At 62.2% G+C, this 18,423-nt stretch carries 21 protein-coding genes and 1 tRNA gene; 21 read left to right on the forward strand and 1 reads right to left on the reverse strand.

Annotated elements, in window-relative coordinates:
* The first annotated feature begins 32 nt into the window (after nucleotides 1–32).
* The 16 genes from PG881_RS21175 to galE all read left to right on the forward strand — a co-directional run bounded on the left by PG881_RS21175 (nucleotide 33) and on the right by galE (nucleotide 14,332).
* Entirely contained in the window at nucleotides 33–977 is a 945-nt protein-coding gene (locus tag PG881_RS21175; protein ID WP_016349814.1) for a YbgA family protein, read from the forward strand.
* A gap of 63 nt (nucleotides 978–1,040) precedes the next feature.
* A complete protein-coding gene (locus PG881_RS21180; RefSeq protein ID WP_270802691.1) occupies nucleotides 1,041–1,928 on the forward strand; it encodes a MerR family transcriptional regulator in 888 nt (295 codons plus the stop codon).
* The gene (gene phrB / locus PG881_RS21185; protein ID WP_270802693.1) at nucleotides 1,925–3,346 is read left to right on the forward strand and encodes a deoxyribodipyrimidine photo-lyase; all 1,422 of its coding nucleotides are present in this window, start codon (nucleotides 1,925–1,927) and stop codon (nucleotides 3,344–3,346) included. The genes PG881_RS21180 and phrB overlap by 4 nt, the downstream gene beginning before the upstream one ends.
* Before the next feature lies 1 nt (nucleotide 3,347).
* Nucleotides 3,348–3,776 (forward strand): nuclear transport factor 2 family protein, encoded by a 429-nt coding sequence (locus tag PG881_RS21190; protein WP_043162963.1) that lies wholly within the window; start codon nucleotides 3,348–3,350, stop codon nucleotides 3,774–3,776.
* On the forward strand, nucleotides 3,773–4,510 hold the full coding sequence (locus tag PG881_RS21195) for an SDR family NAD(P)-dependent oxidoreductase (protein WP_270802696.1): 738 nt from the start codon (nucleotides 3,773–3,775) through the stop codon (nucleotides 4,508–4,510). The genes PG881_RS21190 and PG881_RS21195 overlap by 4 nt, the downstream gene beginning before the upstream one ends.
* Nucleotides 4,507–5,766: an NAD(P)/FAD-dependent oxidoreductase gene (locus PG881_RS21200; RefSeq protein ID WP_270802697.1), complete on the forward strand. Its 1,260-nt coding sequence runs from the start codon at nucleotides 4,507–4,509 to the stop codon at nucleotides 5,764–5,766. The genes PG881_RS21195 and PG881_RS21200 overlap by 4 nt, the downstream gene beginning before the upstream one ends.
* Nucleotides 5,763–6,545 (forward strand): DUF1365 domain-containing protein, encoded by a 783-nt coding sequence (locus PG881_RS21205; protein ID WP_029301628.1) that lies wholly within the window; start codon nucleotides 5,763–5,765, stop codon nucleotides 6,543–6,545. The genes PG881_RS21200 and PG881_RS21205 overlap by 4 nt, the downstream gene beginning before the upstream one ends.
* Nucleotides 6,545–7,801, forward strand: a complete 1,257-nt coding sequence (locus PG881_RS21210; protein ID WP_270802700.1) for an SAM-dependent methyltransferase — start codon at nucleotides 6,545–6,547, stop codon at nucleotides 7,799–7,801. Before PG881_RS21205 ends, PG881_RS21210 begins: the two co-directional genes overlap by 1 nt.
* A 2-nt stretch (nucleotides 7,802–7,803) precedes the next feature.
* A complete protein-coding gene (locus tag PG881_RS21215) occupies nucleotides 7,804–8,283 on the forward strand; it encodes a DUF2878 domain-containing protein (RefSeq protein ID WP_270802703.1) in 480 nt (159 codons plus the stop codon).
* Nucleotides 8,280–8,498: a TIGR02450 family Trp-rich protein gene (locus tag PG881_RS21220; protein WP_011705034.1), complete on the forward strand. Its 219-nt coding sequence runs from the start codon at nucleotides 8,280–8,282 to the stop codon at nucleotides 8,496–8,498. Before PG881_RS21215 ends, PG881_RS21220 begins: the two co-directional genes overlap by 4 nt.
* Nucleotides 8,455–9,006, forward strand: a complete 552-nt coding sequence (locus PG881_RS21225) for a chalcone isomerase family protein (protein WP_242543170.1) — start codon at nucleotides 8,455–8,457, stop codon at nucleotides 9,004–9,006. Before PG881_RS21220 ends, PG881_RS21225 begins: the two co-directional genes overlap by 44 nt.
* Nucleotides 9,006–9,560, forward strand: a complete 555-nt coding sequence (locus tag PG881_RS21230) for a DUF3833 domain-containing protein (RefSeq protein WP_270802708.1) — start codon at nucleotides 9,006–9,008, stop codon at nucleotides 9,558–9,560. The genes PG881_RS21225 and PG881_RS21230 overlap by 1 nt, the downstream gene beginning before the upstream one ends.
* 123 nt (nucleotides 9,561–9,683) lie before the next feature.
* Nucleotides 9,684–10,151, forward strand: coding sequence for a Dps family protein (locus PG881_RS21235; RefSeq protein ID WP_011705037.1), 468 nt, complete (start codon nucleotides 9,684–9,686; stop codon nucleotides 10,149–10,151).
* Between the two features lie 287 nt (nucleotides 10,152–10,438).
* Nucleotides 10,439–12,088, forward strand: coding sequence for a hydroxylamine reductase (gene hcp, locus PG881_RS21240; RefSeq protein WP_043168651.1), 1,650 nt, complete (start codon nucleotides 10,439–10,441; stop codon nucleotides 12,086–12,088).
* Nucleotides 12,089–12,202: 114 nt separating this feature from the next.
* Nucleotides 12,203–13,222 (forward strand): hybrid-cluster NAD(P)-dependent oxidoreductase, encoded by a 1,020-nt coding sequence (locus PG881_RS21245; RefSeq protein ID WP_270802711.1) that lies wholly within the window; start codon nucleotides 12,203–12,205, stop codon nucleotides 13,220–13,222.
* Between the two features lie 84 nt (nucleotides 13,223–13,306).
* Complete coding sequence (gene galE, locus PG881_RS21250) at nucleotides 13,307–14,332, forward strand: UDP-glucose 4-epimerase GalE (RefSeq protein ID WP_270802713.1); 1,026 nt, start codon at nucleotides 13,307–13,309, stop codon at nucleotides 14,330–14,332.
* A gap of 174 nt (nucleotides 14,333–14,506) precedes the next feature.
* Here the strand turns inward: galE and PG881_RS21255 are convergent, their stop codons facing one another.
* A complete protein-coding gene (locus PG881_RS21255) occupies nucleotides 14,507–15,256 on the reverse strand; it encodes a DsbA family protein (RefSeq protein WP_270802715.1) in 750 nt (249 codons plus the stop codon).
* A 198-nt stretch (nucleotides 15,257–15,454) separates the two neighbouring features.
* Between PG881_RS21255 and PG881_RS21260 the strand changes: the two genes are divergently transcribed.
* The 5 genes from PG881_RS21260 to PG881_RS21280 form a co-directional block, all read left to right on the forward strand.
* Nucleotides 15,455–15,542 (forward strand) — tRNA-Ser (locus tag PG881_RS21260).
* Nucleotides 15,543–16,105: 563 nt separating this feature from the next.
* Entirely contained in the window at nucleotides 16,106–16,876 is a 771-nt protein-coding gene (locus tag PG881_RS21265) for a LuxR family transcriptional regulator (protein WP_270802717.1), read from the forward strand.
* A gap of 230 nt (nucleotides 16,877–17,106) precedes the next feature.
* Complete coding sequence (gene hcp1 / locus PG881_RS21270; protein WP_270802719.1) at nucleotides 17,107–17,625, forward strand: type VI secretion system effector Hcp1; 519 nt, start codon at nucleotides 17,107–17,109, stop codon at nucleotides 17,623–17,625.
* A 186-nt stretch (nucleotides 17,626–17,811) separates the two neighbouring features.
* The gene (locus PG881_RS21275; protein WP_270802721.1) at nucleotides 17,812–18,111 is read left to right on the forward strand and encodes a hypothetical protein; all 300 of its coding nucleotides are present in this window, start codon (nucleotides 17,812–17,814) and stop codon (nucleotides 18,109–18,111) included.
* A 10-nt stretch (nucleotides 18,112–18,121) separates the two neighbouring features.
* On the forward strand, nucleotides 18,122–18,423 hold a 302-nt coding region (locus PG881_RS21280), incomplete at its 3' end, for a contractile injection system protein, VgrG/Pvc8 family (RefSeq protein ID WP_270802723.1).

Below are 18,423 nucleotides of genomic sequence, written 5' to 3' on the forward strand. Positions count from 1 at the left end.
AACTGATTCAGACTTATACAAGGAGTGATGATATGTACAAGATCAAGGTTGGTATCAGCGCCTGCCTGCTGGGGCAGGAGGTACGGTTCGACGGGGGCCACAAGCGTTCCAGCTTCTGCGAGCGGGATCTCGGTGCCCACTTTGACTATCACCCCGTCTGTCCCGAGATGGCCATTGGCCTGGGGGCGCCCCGCGCCGCCATCCGGCTGGTGAAGCGCCACGGCGAGATCCGCGCCGAGGCGAGCAACGGCAGCTTCGACGTCACCGACCAGCTCATCGCCTTCAGCGAGCAGAAGGCGCGCCAGCTCGACTTCATCTCCGGCTACATCCTCTGCGCCAAATCCCCCAGCTGTGGCATGGAGCGGGTGCGGATCTATGGCGCCAACAACGAGGGGAGTGCCAAGGAGGGGGTTGGCCTGTTTGCCAAGGCGCTGATGGAGGCCAATCCCCTGCTGCCGGTGGAGGAAGATGGCCGCCTGTGCGATCCCATCCTGCGGGAAAACTTTGTGCTGCGGGTCTTTGCCTACCACGACTGGCAGCAGCTCTGCGCGCGCGGCATCACCGCCTCTGCGCTGATCCGCTTCCACTCCCGCTACAAGTATCTGGTGCTCTCTCACGCCACCACCCACTACCGGGCGCTTGGCAAGCTGCTCGGCAATCTGGCCAAGGCCGACCTGCAGCAGGTGGCCGACAGCTACATCAAGGGGTTGATGGCGGCGCTGACCCTGCGGGCCAACCGGCGCAGCCACACCAATGTGCTGATGCACCTGCAGGGCTACTTCAAGCGGGTGCTGACTCCGGCCCAGAAGCAGGAACTGTGCGACACCATCGACAAGTACCGTACCGGCGTCTTTCCGCTGCTGGTGCCGCTCACCCTGATCCGCCACTACCTGCGCGAATACCCCAATCCCTATCTCGCCGAGCAGGTGTACCTCAATCCCCATCCCGACACGCTGAAACTGCGCTACGGGCTCTGAATATTCTGTGCGGGCCCCGGCGGATGGCCGGGGCCTCTCCCTCAACCTTTGCTGGATGCCGTTATGTCTGATTTACCGCACGCCGCTTCTCCTTCGCCGGAGGAGGGGATCTACCCCATTCGCGAGGTCTCCCGCCTCACCGGCGTCAACGCCGTGACCCTGCGCGCCTGGCAGCGCCGCTACGGGCTGGTGCAACCGGCCCGCACCGAGAAGGGCCACCGCCTCTACAGCGAGCAGGACATTCGCCAGATTGGCGAGATCCTGAGCTGGCTGGAGCGGGGAGTGAGCATCGGGCAGGTGAAGGGGCTCCTGAGTGAACCCCTGGCCCAGCCGGTGAGCGATCACTGGCAGCAGACCCTGGAGCAGTTCAGTCAGGCGCTGCTCGCCTTCAACCAGCGCAAGGCCGAGGCTGAGCTCAATGACCTGCTGGCAAGCTACCCGTTCGAGCTGGTACGCAGCCGGGTGTTGCAACCGCTGGTGGAGCGGCTGCTGGGGCTGTGGCGCGAGCGGCCCGATGGCGAGCTGCTGCAACAGGTGTGGCTGGGCTGGCTGCACACCCGCTTCGCCCGCCACCTGATCGAGCAGGAGAAGGGGGTACCGGTCACCTTGGCGAGCTGGGGACAGGTGGGCCCGCTCGATCTGGTCTGGGCCGCTTACGAGCTGATCGGTCAGGGTCATGAGGTGCAGCTGCTGGGGGCGGTGGAGCCGCGCCATGCCAGCCTGCTGGAGGGGCGCGCAGTCCCCCCTTGGCTGGTGCTGCTGGGGGCCGGCCTTGGCAAGCAGGAGCTGGCTGCCGACTGGCCCGCCGGTACCCGCTTCTTTGGCGAACTGGGGCGCCTCTACGATGGAGAGTGGCTGCAAGCCCACGGCTGGCAGGCGAGGCTTGCCGAGCTGATGGCGGGCAGGCCCGCTGCGGGTGGCGCCGGCGGACGCGGGAGGAAAAAATCATGAAGCTGGTCTGGTTTCGCAATGATCTGCGCCTTGCCGACAACCCGGCGCTGCGGCATGCCTGCGCCGGTGATGAGCCGGTGGCCGCGCTCTTTATCCTCTCACCGACCCAGTGGCAGCAGCACAAGCTGGCCCCCGTCCGTCAGCGGTTTTTGCTGGCCCAGGTCGATGCGTTGGGCCGCGATCTGGCGGCGCTCGGCATCCCGCTTCATCTGCTGCGGGTAGAGACTTTTAGCGAAGTGCCGGCGGCGCTGGCAGAGCTTTGCCGCGAGCTGGGCGTAACCCAGCTCTATGCCAATCAGGCCATCGAGATCGACGAGCTGCGCCGGGACCAGGCCGTCACCGCCGTGCTGGCGGAGCAGGCGGTGGGTTGCCACTGGCTCAACGGCTGCTGCGTGCTGCCGCCAGGGCGGGTGCTGACCGGCTCTGGCGAGATGTTCAAGGTTTTCACCCCCTTCAGCCGCGCCTGGCTCAAGGCCCTCGACGAGGATGGTTTCGTCATTCATCGCGCGCCCACTGCTCGTAGTGAGCCGCTGCCGTGGCAGCCGCTGGCGGAGCGGCACTTCGTCGATGCCGCCCTTGGCGAGCTGACGGCAGACCCCCGCTGGCCGGTGGGGGAGGCCGAGGCCAGCGGCCGTCTGAATGATTTTCTGGAGCAGGCGGTGCTCGACTATGGCGAGACCCGGGATTTCCCTGCCATCGCAGGCACCTCGGTGCTCTCCCCCTATCTGGCGGCCGGCATCATCAGCCCGCGCCAGTGCGTGGCGGCGCTCCAGCAGCGGCTCGGCTACCGGCCCCAGTCGAAGGCTCAGCCCGGCTTTGTCTGGCTCAATGAGCTGATCTGGCGCGAGTTCTATCGCCACCTGCTGGTGCTGATCCCGGCTCTCTCCATGAATCGGCCCTTCAAGCCGGAGACGGCGGCCCTGCCGTGGAGCTGGGATCCGGATGCCTTCGCCGCCTGGTGCGAGGGGCGCACCGGCTACCCCATCGTCGACGCGGCGATGCGCTGCCTCAACACCACCGGCTGGATGCACAACCGGCTGCGGATGATAGTGGCGAGCTTCCTCACCAAGGATCTGCACATCCACTGGCGGCTCGGGGAGGATTACTTCATGAGCCGACTGATCGACGGCGACCTGGCGGCCAACAACGGCGGCTGGCAATGGGCGGCGGGGACCGGCGCCGATGCGGCGCCCTATTTCCGGGTGTTCAACCCCACCACCCAGGGGCAACGGTTTGATCCGCAAGGAGAGTTCATTCGTACCTGGGTCTCTGAGCTGGCTGATCTGCCTGCCGCCTATCTGCATCAGCCTCACGACTGGTTGCGGCTCAAGGGGCGGCACGATTATCCGGCCCCCATGGTGGACCACGCCGTTGCCCGGGTGAGAGCCATCGAGATGTTTCGCGCCCTGGAGAAATAGCATGGATGAGTCGCTGGCCCGCTTTGTGGCCCTCTATCAGCAGCTAAGCAGAGACGAGCTGCACCGTTTGCCCGAGGTCTACGCAAACGAGGTGGTCTTTACCGATCCTGCTCACCGCATCGAGGGGCTGGCAGCGCTCACCGACTATTTTGCCGTCCTCTACCAGCGTCTGGCCTACTGCCGTTTCGTCATCACCAGCCAGCTGCTGCAGGGGGGTCAGGCCTGGCTCGGCTGGACCATGACCTTCTCCCATCCCAGATTGCGCGGCGGTGCGCCGGTGACGGTGGAGGGGGCAACCCGCCTCGAGTTCGACGCGGCGGGCAAGGTGTGCCTGCATCGCGACTACTTCGATCTGGGCGCCATGCTTTACGAGCAGTTGCCGCTGATAGGCCCCCTGGTGCGTACCATCAAGGGGAGGCTCGGCGCATGAACGGCGGCCGGGTGCTGATCACCGGTGCCACCTCCGGCATCGGCTTTCAGCTGGCGCTCGATTACCGGCAGGCGGGCTGGCGGGTGTGGGGCTGCGGTCGCGATGGCGATCGGCTGCTGGCACTGGGTCGCCACGGCATCACACCGCTGCAGTTTGACGGGCGCGATGCAAGCGCCGTGAGCGAGGCGGCCGCCTGCTTGCCGCGGGTCGATCTGGTGATCCTCAATGCCGGCAACTGCGAGTACATGGATGTCGCCGAGGGGTTTGACGGCGCCCTGTTTGCCCGGGTGATCGAGACCAACCTCATTGCCACCGGTCATGCCCTGGCCGCCTTTTTGCCGCTGCTCGGGGCAGGCGGACGCCTTGCCATCGTCAGCTCGTCGGTAAGCTGGTTGCCGCTGCCCAGGGCCGAAGCCTATGGCGCCTCCAAGGCGGCCCTCGATTATCTGGCGGATACCCTGCGCCTCGATTTGGCCGGCAAAGGGATCGGCGTGACCCTGATCCGCCCCGGCTTTGTGCAGACCCCGCTCACCGCCAAAAATGATTTTCCCATGCCTTGTCTGGTGACGGTGGAAGAGGCTTCCCGCACCATCATGGCGGGGCTCACCGCCGGTCGTCACCAGATCCACTTTCCCCGCCGTTTCATCTGGCTGTTGCGCCTGCTTGGCGCGCTGCCGACGGGGCTCTGGCTGCGCCTTGGCCGCGCACTCGTTTCGAAAGGACGCCCTTCATGAAGAAAAAGATCGCCATCGTCGGCTCCGGTATTTCAGGTCTGACCGCCGGTTTTCTGCTCCACAAGCTGCACGACATCACCCTGTTCGAGGCGGCGCCGACCCTGGGTGGCCATACCGCCACCGTCGACGTCCACCAGGCGGGGCGCAGCTATGCCATCGACACCGGTTTCATCGTCTTCAATGACCGCACCTACCCCAACTTCCTGCGGCTGCTCGAGCGGATCGGGGTGGCGCGACAACCGGCCGAGATGAGCTTCTCGGTGAAAAGCCCGCAGGGGCTGGAGTACAACGGCCACAACCTGGATACCCTGTTTGCCCAGCGCAGCAACCTGCTGAGTCCCCGTTTCTACGGCTTCGTCGCCGAGATCCTGCGCTTCAACCGGGAGGCGCGGGCCTGGCTGGCCGATGGTCAACATCAGGGCGAGGGCCCCGAGCTGACCCTGGGGGATTTTCTGCAGGTGGGGGAGTTCAGCGACTACTTTGCCCGCCACTACATCTTGCCGATGGGGGCCGCCATCTGGTCGTCGACGCTGGCCGATATGCGCGCCTTTCCGCTCGGCTTCTTCCTGCGTTTTTTTGCCAACCACGGTTTGCTCGAGGTGGCCAACCGGCCCCAGTGGTATGTGATCCCTGGCGGCTCGCGGGAATATATCGGCCCGCTGACGGCCGGCTGGCAGGCTCACATTCGCCTCGCCTGCCCGGTGCAGGGGATCCGGCGCCAGGCGGACGGGGTACTGATCAAGAGCAGCTACGGCGAGGAGCGGTTTGATGAGGTGATCTTCGCCTGTCACAGCGATCAGGCGCTGGCATTGCTGGCGGATCCGGGCGAGCGGGAGCAGGCTATTCTCGGTGCCATGCCCTATCAGGCCAACGACGTCTGGCTGCACACCGATGTGCGCTGCCTGCCGGTGCGCCGCAAGGCGTGGGCGAGCTGGAACTATCAGCTGGGCGAGGATGACGGGTTGCGGCCGTTGGTGAGCTACAACATGAACATATTGCAGGGAGTGAGCTCGCCGCAGCCCTTCTGCGTGAGTCTCAATCCCGAGGGCAAGGTGGACGAGAGCAAGGTGCTGCGCCGCTTCGTCTATCACCATCCGGTGTTCAATCAGGCCTCTATTGCCGCCCAGCAGCGGCGGGCGGAGATCTGCGGTCAGCAGCACACCCACTTCTGCGGCGCCTACTGGTACAACGGCTTTCACGAAGACGGGGTGCGCAGCGCGTTGGACGTGGCCAGACGGTTCGGGGCCGAGCTATGAAGGGGGCAGTTCTGGCAGGCCAGGAGGCGAGTGCCGAGGCCATGACTGGTATCCTCAGCGCCATCTGGCAGGGCTCGGTGCGCCATCGCCGCTTCGCACCGCGCGCCCATGCCTTCTCCTACAGCCTCTTCATGCTGGGACTGGACCTCGATGAGCTGCCACAACTCGATCGCGGGCGCTGGTTCGGGGTTGAGCGCTCGGGGCTGCTCTCGTTTCACCGTGACGATTATCTGCGTGGCAGCGAGGGGCCGCTCAAGCAGGCGGTGTGGCAGAAGGTGAGCGAACTGGGTGGCGATGCCGAACCCGAGGGGCGGGTGCTGCTGCTTGGCAACGTGCGTTGTCTGGGCTTCTACTTCAGCCCGGTCAACTTCTACTTCTGCTACCGGCAGAGAGAGGCGCGCTATCTGTTGGCGGAGGTGTCGAACACCCCCTGGAACGAGCGCCACTACTACCTGCTGGATCTGGCGGCGCTGGCCCCCCACGACAAGGATTTTCATGTCTCCCCCTTCATGGGGCTGGCGATGCGCTACCACTGGCGCATTCGTCCGCCCGCGCAGGAGACACTGATCCACATCGAGAGTCATCCCGTATCCGGGGAGGCCAAGCTGTTTGACGCCACCCTGGCGCTGCGCCGGGCGCCGCTGTCGCGCAAGGGGCTGGTGGCCCTGCTGGCCCGCTGGCCCTGGATGACCATGAAGGTGCTGCTCGGGATCTACTGGCAGGCTCTGCGTCTTTTTATCAAACGAACACCCATCTTTACCCATCCGGAGAGCCGCTAATGGAACTTGTGCAATCAACCCTCTCTGCCTCTTTCATCGACAAGGGGGCCAGGCAACTGCTGCTCAATCTGCTGGGACGCCTCGAACATGGCCAGCTGCTGCTACGAGATGGTGCTGAGCGTCACAGCTTTGGCGTGGCGGGCACCGACCTGCATGCCGAGCTGGTGGTGCAGGATCTCGCTTTCTACCGCCGCCTGCTGCTGGGGGGCAGCATCGCCGCCGGGGAAACCTGGGTGGAGGGGCTCTGGACCAGCCCGGATCCGGTGGCGCTGGTGCGGCTGCTGGCCCGCAATCTGGCGCTGCTCGACTCCCTTGAGCGGCGCCTTGGCTGGCTCAGCTTTCCGTTCAACAAGGTGCGCCACTGGCTCAATCGCAATACCCTGACCGGGTCGCGCTCCAACATCGCCGCCCACTACGATCTCGGCAATACCCTCTATCAGGGTTTTCTCGACAGCCATATGCAGTACTCGAGTGCCATCTATCCCCATTCCGAGGCCAGCCTGGAGGAGGGGCAACAGGCCAAGCTGCGCACCATCTGCGAGCGGCTGGCACTCGGCCCTGACGATCATCTGCTGGAGATCGGCACCGGTTGGGGCGGCCTCGCCGTCTATGCGGCCCGTCACTATGGCTGCCGAGTGACCACCACAACCATCTCCCGGGCCCAGCACGATTACGCCAAGGAGTGGATTGCGCGGGAGGGGCTGGGAGATCGCATCACCTTGCTGCTGGAGGACTATCGCAAGCTGGAGGGCAGTTACGACAAGCTGGTCTCCATCGAGATGATCGAAGCGGTGGGCCACGCCTTTCTGCCCGATTATTTCCGCCAGCTGTCGCGGCTGCTCAAACCCGGTGGTCGCCTGCTCATTCAGGCCATCACTATCGCGGATCAACGCCATGCCCAGTACCTGCGCGGGGTGGATTTCATCCAGCGCTACATCTTCCCCGGCGGTTGCCTGCCGAGCGTCTCCCAGATGGCGGGGCTGCTGGCGCGCGAGACCGATATGCAGCTGGTGCGGCTGCACGATCACGGCCACCACTACGCCCGTACGCTGGCTCACTGGTGCGAGCGCTTCCTGGCGCTGGTGCCCGAGCTGCCAGCCCTCGGCTACAGCCAGGACTTCATTCGGTTATGGCACTTCTATTTCGCCTACTGTGAAGGGGGCTTCTGGGAGCGCACCATCAGCCTGGTACAGCTGGAAGCGGCCAAACCGGGCCCACTCGGCTGGAGTGGGGATCTGCCTGTCGGCGGTCGCTGAGCATGTGGCAGTGGGCCCATCTGCTGGGGTTCAACCTCTACTGGTTGCTGGCGGTGAAGTGGCAGCAGCCGGGCCCGCTGCTTGAACTGTTGCTGCTTCATTTTCTTTTCTCTCCCCGCCGCTGGCACGACTGGCGGCTCATCCCGGTCGCTCTTGCCGGCAGCCTGCTCGATGCCTTGCTCTGGCAACTCGGGCTGTTTTATTTCAACACCGGTTTTCCGCTCTGGCTGGTGCTGCTCTGGTGCGGTTTTGCCCTGACCCTCTGCCACGGTCTGCGCTGGCTGCGGCCCTTGCCGCGCTGGCAGCAGGGGCTGTTCGGCATGGCTGGGGGGGCCTCCTCCTATGTGGCGGGAGCCGCCATGGGGGCAGTACACTTACCTTGGGGCATCGGGATCAGTGCAGCACTGCTGGCGGTGATCTGGATGTGGTGGTTACCCGTACTCCTGTGGGTAACGGTCAAGCTGGAGGGTGAAGCGAGATGAACACCTTTTCGACCGACACCTTGTTGTTTTCCAAATGGACCAAAGAGAGCCGGCACGAGCTGACCGAGCGTTTCTATCTGGTGGTGGCCTGTCAGCGCGACGCGCAGGGGCAGCTGCAGCAGGTGGTGATGCAGGATATCAACACGCTGCTGGAACAGGAGATGGACTGGCATGAACTCGAAGATCCCGCCCATTGGCACATGGGGTGGAATTAGCCTGCTGCTGGCAGGCTTGAGCCTACCGTTGACCCCTTTCGCCCAGACCGGGCAAGCCCTGGTCACTCCCTGGCAGCAGCTGCAGCCGGTTGGGCGCGGCGAGATGAGCTGGCTCTGGTTCAAGCTCTATGACGCCACCCTCTACAGCGAGAACGGCCGCTATCGGCCGGGTCACTATCCTCAGGCACTGAGCCTCACCTACGCCAGAGCCATCGAGCGGGACGACCTGTTGAGTGCCACCGCCGCCGAGTGGCAGCGACTGGGGCTGGGCAGCGAGCAGCAGCGTCAGGGCTGGCTTGGTCAGCTCGCCGCGCTCTGGCCCGATGTCCAGGCGGGTGACCGGCTTACCTTCTATGTCGACAGGGGCGGCGCCGGCCATTTCTGGTGGCGGGACAAGCCGCTCGGCACCCTCGCCGATCCGCAATTTTCGGCGGCCTTTCTTGCCATCTGGCTGGCACAAGGGAGCCGCGATCCGGCGCTTACCCGCCGCTTGCGGGGAGAGCGCTGATGCAAAAGGGATTCATGAAATACACCCGCACCTGGCGCTACCTGCTGTTGTTGCCACTGCTGCTGGCTGGTTGCGGCAGCAGTCTGGAGGATTATCGCGGCCAGGGCCCCGAGTGGGATCTCGCTCGCTTCTTCAGTGGCAAGCTGACGGCGCACGGTCTGGTGACCGATCGCAGCGGTGAGGTGACCAGCCGTTTTCGGGTGGAGATGCGCGGGCACTGGCAGCGGGACAAGGGAGAGCTGTTCGAGCAGTTCTATTTTGACGATGGGCGCCAGCAGACCCGCACCTGGTTTTTGAGCAAGGGGGCGGATGGTCACTGGCGCGGCACGGCGGCGGACGTGGTGGGGGAGGCGGTAGGCAAGACGGCAGGCTTTGCCCTCAACTGGCGCTATCAGCTCGATCTGGCGCTGCCTGACGGCAGCGTGGTGCGGGTGAGTTTCGATGACTGGATGTATCTGCTGGATGAAAATCGCCTGCTCAACCGGGCTGCCATCAGCAAGTTCGGCATCCAGCTGGGGGAGGTGCTCCTCTACATCGAGCGTCAGCCTGAATGAGCCACCTAGCCCGGCGACTGCTGGGATGATAGCCGCACGCTATCAATCAGTTAGATCTTAACTATTACCTTTTGAGTCTGATGAGTTCTAAGATGACCAGGTCGTCAAATCTGGAGGTGAAACATGAAGAGTCCGATTGGTCTTGATACCGTTCAATCACAAGCGCTGGCCGCCGAGCTGAACAAGTTGCTGGCCAGCTACCAGATCCTTTACATGAACGTTCGCGGCTTCCACTGGAACATCCGCGGCAACCAGTTCTTCGAGCTGCATCTGAAGTTCGAAGAGATTTACAACGACCTGCTGCTGAAGGTCGATGCTCTGGCCGAGCGCATCCTGACCCTGGATGGCGTGCCGCTGCACAGCTTCAGCGACTACCTGAAAGTTTCCGCCATTCCCGAGCAGAAGGGGCTGCACGACGGTCGTGCCTGCGTCGAATCCCTGCTGGAGAGTTTCCGCGAACTGCTGGTGGCCCAGCGCCGTATCCTGGGGCAAGCCGCCGATGCCGGTGATGAAGGGACTGCGTCCATTCTCTCCGACTATGTGCAGCAGCAGGAGAAACTGGTCTGGATGCTGCGCGCTTACCTGGCCTGATAGTTAACCAGGCCGGACGCTGCGAAGCATGCCTGCTTGATGAAGTGAAGGGCTGGATCTGCCTGACTAGACGCCAGCCCGACCCGTTCCATTATCGTGTTCTGTTGCAAACCTGAGTTGTCTCTCCTTTTATCCACCCGCTTGCCGCCCTGTTTGGGCGGCTTTTTTGTTTTTGATCTGCATCAATGAAAATTGAATTGGCAAATTGAATGCCTATTAAGTTCTGAGCCGTAGGAATAGAATCGCCACAAAACAAACAACTGAAATGTCCAATTAGGAGAGGCATGATGTTTTGTGTGCAATGTGAACAGACAATTCGTACCCCGGCAGGCAACGGCTGCGCCTATGCACAAGGTATGTGCGGCAAGACGGCTGAAACCTCGGATCTGCAGGATGTGCTGATCTATACCCTGCAGGGGCTCAGCGCCTGGGCGCTGGCCGCCCGTGAGCACGGCATCGTCGACAGCGAGATCGACGCCTTCGTGCCCAAGGCCTTCTTCGCCACCCTCACCAACGTCAACTTCGACTCCGCCCGCATCGTGGCCTATGTCAATCAGGCGCTGAGCTATCGTCAGCAACTGGCTGCCAAGCTGGCTCCGCTGGCGGTGCAGGCCGATGCACTGCCCGCTGCCGCCCGTTTCGAGCCGGGTGCCGATCTGCTGGCCCAACTGGCCCAGGCACCGCAGACCGCAGTCAACCGTGGCAAGAACGAAGTCAACGAAGACATCATGGGGCTGCGCCTGCTCTGCCTCTACGGCCTCAAGGGCGCCGCCGCCTACATGGAGCACGCCCGGGTGCTGGATCAGCAGGATGCCGGGGTAGCCGCCGAATTCCATCGCATCATGAGCTGGCTCGGTACGGATCCGAGCGATCTGGATCCGCTGTTCAAGTGCGCCATGGACATTGGCCTGCTCAACTTCAAAATCATGGAGATGCTGGATCTCGGTGAAACCACCGCCTTTGGCCACCCCGAGCCGACCCAGGTACGCGTCACCCCGGTACCGGGCAAGTGCATTCTGGTTTCCGGTCACGACATGGTGGATCTCAAGCTCATTCTGGAGCAGACCAAGGGCACCGGCATCAAGGTCTACACCCATGGTGAGATGCTGCCGGCACTGGCCTACCCCTTCTTCAAGCAGTACCCGCACCTGGTGGGCAACTACGGCTCTGCCTGGCAGAACCAGCAGAAGGAGTTTGCCAACTTCCCGGGCGCCGTGGTGATGACTTCCAACTGCATCATCGACCCGAACGTGGGCAACTACTCGGATCGCATCTTCACTCGCTCCATCGTCGGCTGGCCGGGCGTGACCCACCTGGAAGGGGAAGATTTCTCCGCCGTGATCGCCAAGGCGCAAGCGCTGGAAGGCTTCAAGCATGTTGAGCTCGAGCACTTCATCACCATCGGTTTTGCCCGCAACGCCCTGATGCAGGCCGCCCCGGCGGTGATCGACAAGGTCAAGGCCGGCGAAATCAGCCACTTCTTCCTAGTCGGTGGCTGTGATGGCGACCGTGCCGAGCGCGCCTACTACACCGAGTTTGCCAAGGCGATCCCGCAGGACAGCCTGCTGCTGACCCTGGGTTGCGGCAAGTACAAGTTCAACAAGCTCGACTTCGGCGACATCGGTGGCATTCCCCGTCTGCTGGACGTGGGTCAGTGCAACGATGCCTACTCCGCCATCCAGCTGGCGCTGGCGCTCTCCGAGGCGTTCGAGTGCGGCGTCAACGATCTGCCGCTGACCCTGGTGCTCTCCTGGTTCGAGCAGAAGGCCATCGTCATTCTGCTCACCCTGCTGGCGCTGGGCGTGAAAGACATCCGTACCGGCCCGACCGCCCCGGCCTTCCTCACCCCGGCTCTGCTCAAGGTACTGGAAGAGCAATTTGGCCTGAAAGGAACCACCACGGCCGAAGCCGATCTCGCCGAGATCCTGGCGGCCTGAGCGGCGCCACATCCGTCTTACACGCTCAGCATGTTGTAAGCCTTTGGCGAGCCTGATGGCTCGCCTTTTTTTAACGACCCCTTTCCAACATTTTTCAACAAGAGGAGCCTTGCGATGACCTCCACCTCTCTCACCCTCAGGTGCATCGGCCGCCGGGCGGATACCCACGATGTGGCGAGCTGGCAGTTCGTGCCGCAGACGGGCAGCCTGCCCGCCGTGCTGGCCGGCCAGTGCGTGACGCTGCACACCGAGATTGACGGCCAGCCCCACTGCCGTGCCTATACCCTCTCCTCCAGCCCGCAGGATGCCTGCTGGCAGGTCACCATCAAGGATGTCGGACTGGTCTCCCACCATCTGCACCAGACCCTGCAAGTGGGGGACGAGATCCGGGTGGATGGCCCCTTCGGCGACTTCAACCTGACTGCCTTGCCCTGCGAGCGGCCGCTGCTCTTGAGCGCCGGCTCCGGCATCACCCCCATGTGGGCCATGCTGCGCGACGAGCTGGCCAAACGGCCGGACGCCGACATTCGCTTCATTCACAGCGCCCGCTCGCCGGAGGATGTGATCTTCGCAGACGACCTGGCTGCGCTGGCCGCTGCTCATTCCGGCGTTCGCCACGCGTTAGTGCTGGAGCAAGTACGGGAAGAGGCGCCGACGGCTTATCCCTGGGTTGGCCGGCTCACGCCGGAGATGCTGAGGGAATTGGCGCCAGATTTGCTCGCGCGCCACGTCTATCTGTGCGGGCCTGCCCCCTACATGACCGCCGTCTGCACCATGCTGGCGGAGCTGGGCCTGCCGGCAGCGCAGTTGCACCAGGAGTCGTTCGGCCTGCCTGCTGGAACATCGAGTGCGGCGCCAGTTGCGGCCGGCAGCGACCACTTCTGGCTGACCCTCAAAAAGAGCGGCAAGAAGGTAAAGATCCTGCCGGGTCAGACCCTGCTGGCGGCGCTGGAGGGGGCGGGGGAAACCATGATGGCGGCCTGCCGTGCCGGGGTGTGCGGGGCCTGTCGCTGTACCACGGAAGGTGAAATCGAGCGCCAGAGCGTGATGACCCTGAGTGCACAGGATCTCGAGAGCGGGGTGGCACTGGCTTGTTCCTGCACCGCCAGCGGGGATGTCAGCGTCGACTATTGAGGGGGCCATGAGCATCCCGCTCTTTTCGCAATGGGGCCGGGCGGGTAGACTCAGCTCCAGTTTCAGTCGAACGCGGGATACAAAATGACAATTCTGGTCACAGGGGGCGCCGGCTATATCGGCTCCCATACCCTGGTTGAACTCTTAAACGTCGGGCAGCAGGTCGTGGTGCTGGACAACCTCTCCAACTCCTCCCCCGAATCGCTCAAACGGGTCGAGCGGATCACCGGCAAGCCGGTCATCTTCGTCGAAGGGGATGTGCTGGACCGGGCCTGCTTGCAGCAGCTGTTTGCCGCCCACCAGATCGAGTCGGTGATCCATTTCGCCGGGCTCAAGGCAGTCGGCGAGTCGAGCCAGATCCCGCTCACCTACTACCAGAACAACATCACCGGCACCCTGGTGCTGTGCGAAGAGATGGCCAGGGCCAGGGTGTTCCGGCTGGTATTCAGCTCCTCGGCCACCGTCTACGGCGATCCGGCCTCGGTACCGCTGCGGGAAGATTTCCCCACCAGCGCCACCAACCCTTATGGCCGCTCCAAGCTGATGGTCGAAGAGATCCTGCGCGATCTCGCCAAGTCCGATCCCCGCTGGGCCATCGTGCTGTTGCGCTACTTCAACCCGGTCGGTGCCCACGAGAGCGGCCTTATCGGGGAAGATCCCAACGGCATTCCCAACAACCTGCTGCCCTATATCAGTCAGGTCGGTGTGGGCAAGCTCAAGGAGCTGGGGGTGTTTGGCAACGACTACCCGACGCCGGACGGTACCGGGGTGCGCGATTACATCCACGTGGTGGATCTCGCCATCGGTCACCTCAAAGCGCTGGCACGCATCGCGTCGGATACCGGGGTCTTTACCTACAACCTGGGGACCGGTCAGGGCTATTCGGTGCTGGAGATGATCAAGGCATTTGAAGTGGCCAGCGGTCGCACCATTCCCTACCAGATCAAGCCCCGTCGCCCCGGCGACATCGCCGAGTGCTGGGCCGAACCGCACAAGGCCCGTGCCGAGCTGGGCTGGCAGGCCGAGCGTGGTCTGGAGCGGATGATGATCGATACCTGGCGCTGGCAAAGCCAGAACCCGAACGGTTATGGCCCTGCTGCGAAGCCGTGATCAAGGGTCATGCGCTGCTCGGGAACCTCATTTATTCATATAAACTCGGGTCCCTGCGCTGCTCTTCGCCTTGCTGACAGCTTCTCGCGACGGCCCATCAGGCCTGATGGTTTGCAGCATGAATAGCAAAACGCCCCGGCATGCCGGGGCGTTTTTTTATGTGCCGGAGCGGGATTACTGAATGCTCTTGCCGGCGCGCACATCCTTGATGAAGCCTTTCAGGCTGGCCAGATCACGGGGGGCGCCGCGCAGGATCTGATCGCCGATGATGAAGGCCGGTGTGCCCGAGATGCTCATGGCTTCGGCCAGCGCCCGGTTGGTGCCGAGATTCTGATCGATACTGCCATCCTTGATCTTGGCTTCAACCTTGCTCCAGTTGACGCCGGCTGCTTCTGCCAGCTGCTTCACCTGTGCCTCGTCGGCCAGCGGGCCCTGATGGGCGTACAGCTTCTCGTGGAAGGCCTGGTACCTGTCGGGCTGACCCAGCTGTACCGCCAGGGCGGCGCGGGCGGCGAAGTAGGAGGTTTCGCTCAGGATAGGGAACTGCTTGTAGATGTAGCGAATGTCCTTGTCTTCTGCCAGCAGCTGCTTGATCAGTGGGTGGGCGCGTTTGCAGTAGCCGCAGTTGTAGTCGAAGAATTCGACCACGGTCAGGCTGCCCTTGGGATTGCCGCTCTCCGGATCCTGGTTGCTATAAAGCTGCTTGGCGTGTGCCTTGATCAAGGTCTTGTCGCTCTCGGCCTGCTGGCTCTCCTGCTTGGCGCGCAGGGCGTTGGACATCTCGACCAGGATCTCCGGGTTCTTGACCAGATAGTCGCGCACTATCTGTTCCACATCGCTCTTGGTCAGTTCGCTCGCCTGAACCGGCGCCGCAAGCAGGGTGGCACCCGTCAGGGCGCAAAGCAGGGCATGTTTGATTTTCATAAGTCCATCTTGCTGGGGATTTCGTGATGCTGACTATAGTGGGTGAGTCTGTTTTCAAGTCAAGTTATCTGGTTGAAAAAGCGCTGGTTATGCTCAAATTGGCGGCTTTGTGCGTCATTTAGCCCAATAAATCGGCAAACGAGCGGCGAGGGGATTTACAAGGGCGATCGCCATGGGTAATATTCGCCGCACTGTCGCGGAGGGGTGGCAGAGCGGCTGAATGCACCGGTCTTGAAAACCGGCGATGGGCGACCATCCGTGGGTTCAAATCCCACCTCCTCCGCCATTTATTCAGCCAAAAAGGCCATCCGAAAGGGTGGCCTTTTTGCTATTCAAATCCTCGCTTTCATTCTGACTGTGGTCGGGCAAGCCATCTTTATCCACGTATTTTCCGGCGGTTGGCTAAGGCTTGCTGTCTTCCCGCCTATTTTGCTCAGTGTTCACTGTCAGACCATCACCGGACAACCAAGTGTATCGATCATCTCCGTCGGCCCCGATCTTCGCACTGGTCGGTGGGGAGCTCGTTTCGCTGGCTCCTCAGCCACAACTTGAGCACCTTCTGTTGCGTGATACAGGAAGGAGCTGAAAGTTGTTGGCCGTCCGTGAGGGGGAGAGCCATGGCAAATGTTGCAATTCTTAGCATCCGTAGGGGTCACGACTGGTCGCTGGCGGAACGCTTGAGGTTTTCTGTAGCATTTCATTACAAAAATTACGATTCGATAGCATAAAGTGTGGGAGAGTTCTGATTTTCCTATGTGCCGGAGTGTGTCATCTGTTGACGCTTGTTAACATTCAGCATGTTTCCATGTTTGGCTAGCCTACCTTGTGCACAATCCTCATACCCCAGAGATGAATACCCTGCACGCGCTGGATCTCATCGGCCAGTTCGAGACGGCCGCTGACGATCGCACCATAGTGACCCTGCTGCGCGAGCTGAGCGGTCGCATGGGATTCGACTATTTTCGCCTGGCCCTGATCTTTCCCAGTACCATCCAGCGCCCGGATGTCATCATTTTCAACGGCTGTCCGCAGGCCTGGGTGGATACCTATACCAGCAGCGGCTTCTTTGCCATCGATCCCATCGTCAAATGCGCCATGACCAGGAGCACTCCTATTCTATGGGCCGATGTGGTGAACGATCAGGAGCGTTGTGATGAGCAGGGCCGGGAGGTGATGCAGCTGGCCAGCGAGTACGGCATTTGCGACGGCATCACCCTGCCCTGGCACGGTGCCAACGGCCATGTCGGCCTGCTCTCTTTTATTACCAGTACGCCTCGTAGCCGCCAGCAATGGCTCTCTGCAGTGCCCTTTATCAGCTGGCTCTCCATGCATATTTTCGAGGCGGTGGCCCGGGTCTGTCTGGCGGGTCTGTCACCGCACGATGCGTTGAGTTTACGGGAGCTGGAAGTGTGTCGCTGGGCGGCGGAGGGCAAGCAGGTGAGCGATATTGCCCAGATCCTGGTGATCACTCCCCGTACCGTGACGTTTCATCTGAACAATGTGGTCAGCAAGCTGGGTGCCAGCAGCAAGAGCCAGGCCATTTCATGGGCATTGAAGCAGGGGATGGTCAGGTTGAATGTGGAGATGGCGTTGGTTGCCAATGTGGATGAAAAGCAGTGATTATGTTTGTCGCAAGCAACTTGTTGCGTAAGTGGCGAGATGTTCCACTGCGAGTGCAAGAACTAATGGTGCAATAGTCTGCTGGTTGCAACTTTTTGCGCCATGTATCCGGCAGGACGACTTGCCAGTTTATTAAGTCTTTGAAAAATAACTATAAAAAAGAGTGGCATGGTCGCTGCTAACTGGTTCGGTCGAGTGTCATTACCGTTCAACCAATCAGGAGCATACTCATGCCAACTCCATGTTATATCAGCATCGAAGGTAAAACCCAGGGCAACCTCACCGCCGGTGCTTTCACTTCCGATTCCGTCGGCAACATCTTCGTGCAGGGCCACGAAGACGAGATGCTGGTACAAGAATTCCAGCACGTCGTGACCGTACCGACTGACCCGCAATCCGGTCAGCCGGCTGGTCAGCGTGTCCACAAGCCGTTCAAGTTCACCGTTGCGCTGAACAAGGCCGTACCGCTGATGTACAACTCGCTGGCCTCCGGCGAAATGTTGCCGAAAGTGACCCTGAAGTGGTACCGCACCTCCGTCGAGGGCAAGCAGGAGCACTTTTTCTCTACCGTGCTGACCGATGCCACCATCGTCGACATCGACTGCCAGATGCCGCACTGCCAGGATCCGGCGAAGTCTGACTTCACCCAACTGATCCAGGTCTCTCTGGCCTATCGCAAGATCAACTGGGAGCACACCGTTGCCGGTACTTCCGGTGCAGACGACTGGCGCGCGCCGATCGAGGCCTAACGCTCGATCTCTTATTGCCGTTATTCCTTGTAGTGCACCCTATGGCCTGACGATGGCAGTGTCAGCTGTCGTCAGGCCCGTGCAAGCTTTCTCCGACCTGTTCAGCTGGATGCGGTCGGAGCTTTTGTGTTTTGCCATATGGCTGCGAGGCGACCTTATTGCAAAGCACAACAGAGGCCAGTCGTCATGTGTTCCACCATTGCATCGTCCGGTGATGTGCTCATCGATCGCGATGGGCTTTTCCCATCTCTCGTGATTTCAGTCAGCTCTGAGTGTTCCCTCGGTGGCAAATTGGCGTCCCGGCAGGATGAGCCGCTGGCCCCCCACGACAAACCCAACAATCCACCCCATCCGCGCAGCATCTCGGGCGGGGTCGGCTGTGGGCTGCGTACTTCGCGGTGTGGTGGCAAGTCCATCGCCGTGACCGGTACCGCCGTCGGCTGTGGCGGCGTGGTGATTGGTTCAGGCAGCGGACAGGCAGGTTAAGGAGCGCTTCATGGCAGACAGCACAGGATTACAATTTACCGTCAAAGTGGGGGCCCTGCCCGAGAACACCTTCGTGGTGGCCGAGTTTGCGCTGGAGGAAGCGCTCAACCGCCCGTTCAACCTGCGCCTGGAGCTGGCGAGTGCCCAGCCCGACATCGACTTTGGTGCCGTGCTGGACCAGCCGTGCGAGCTGCTGGTGTGGTACAACGGTGAGCTGCAGCGCCGGGTGTGCGGGGTGGTCAGTAACTTCGCGCAGGGTGACAGCGGTTTTCGCCGCACCCGCTATCAGCTGCTGGTGCAGCCGGCGCTGTG

The sequence above is a fragment of the Aeromonas sp. QDB54 genome (assembly GCF_027707385.1).
Taxonomy (GTDB): domain Bacteria; phylum Pseudomonadota; class Gammaproteobacteria; order Enterobacterales; family Aeromonadaceae; genus Aeromonas; species Aeromonas hydrophila.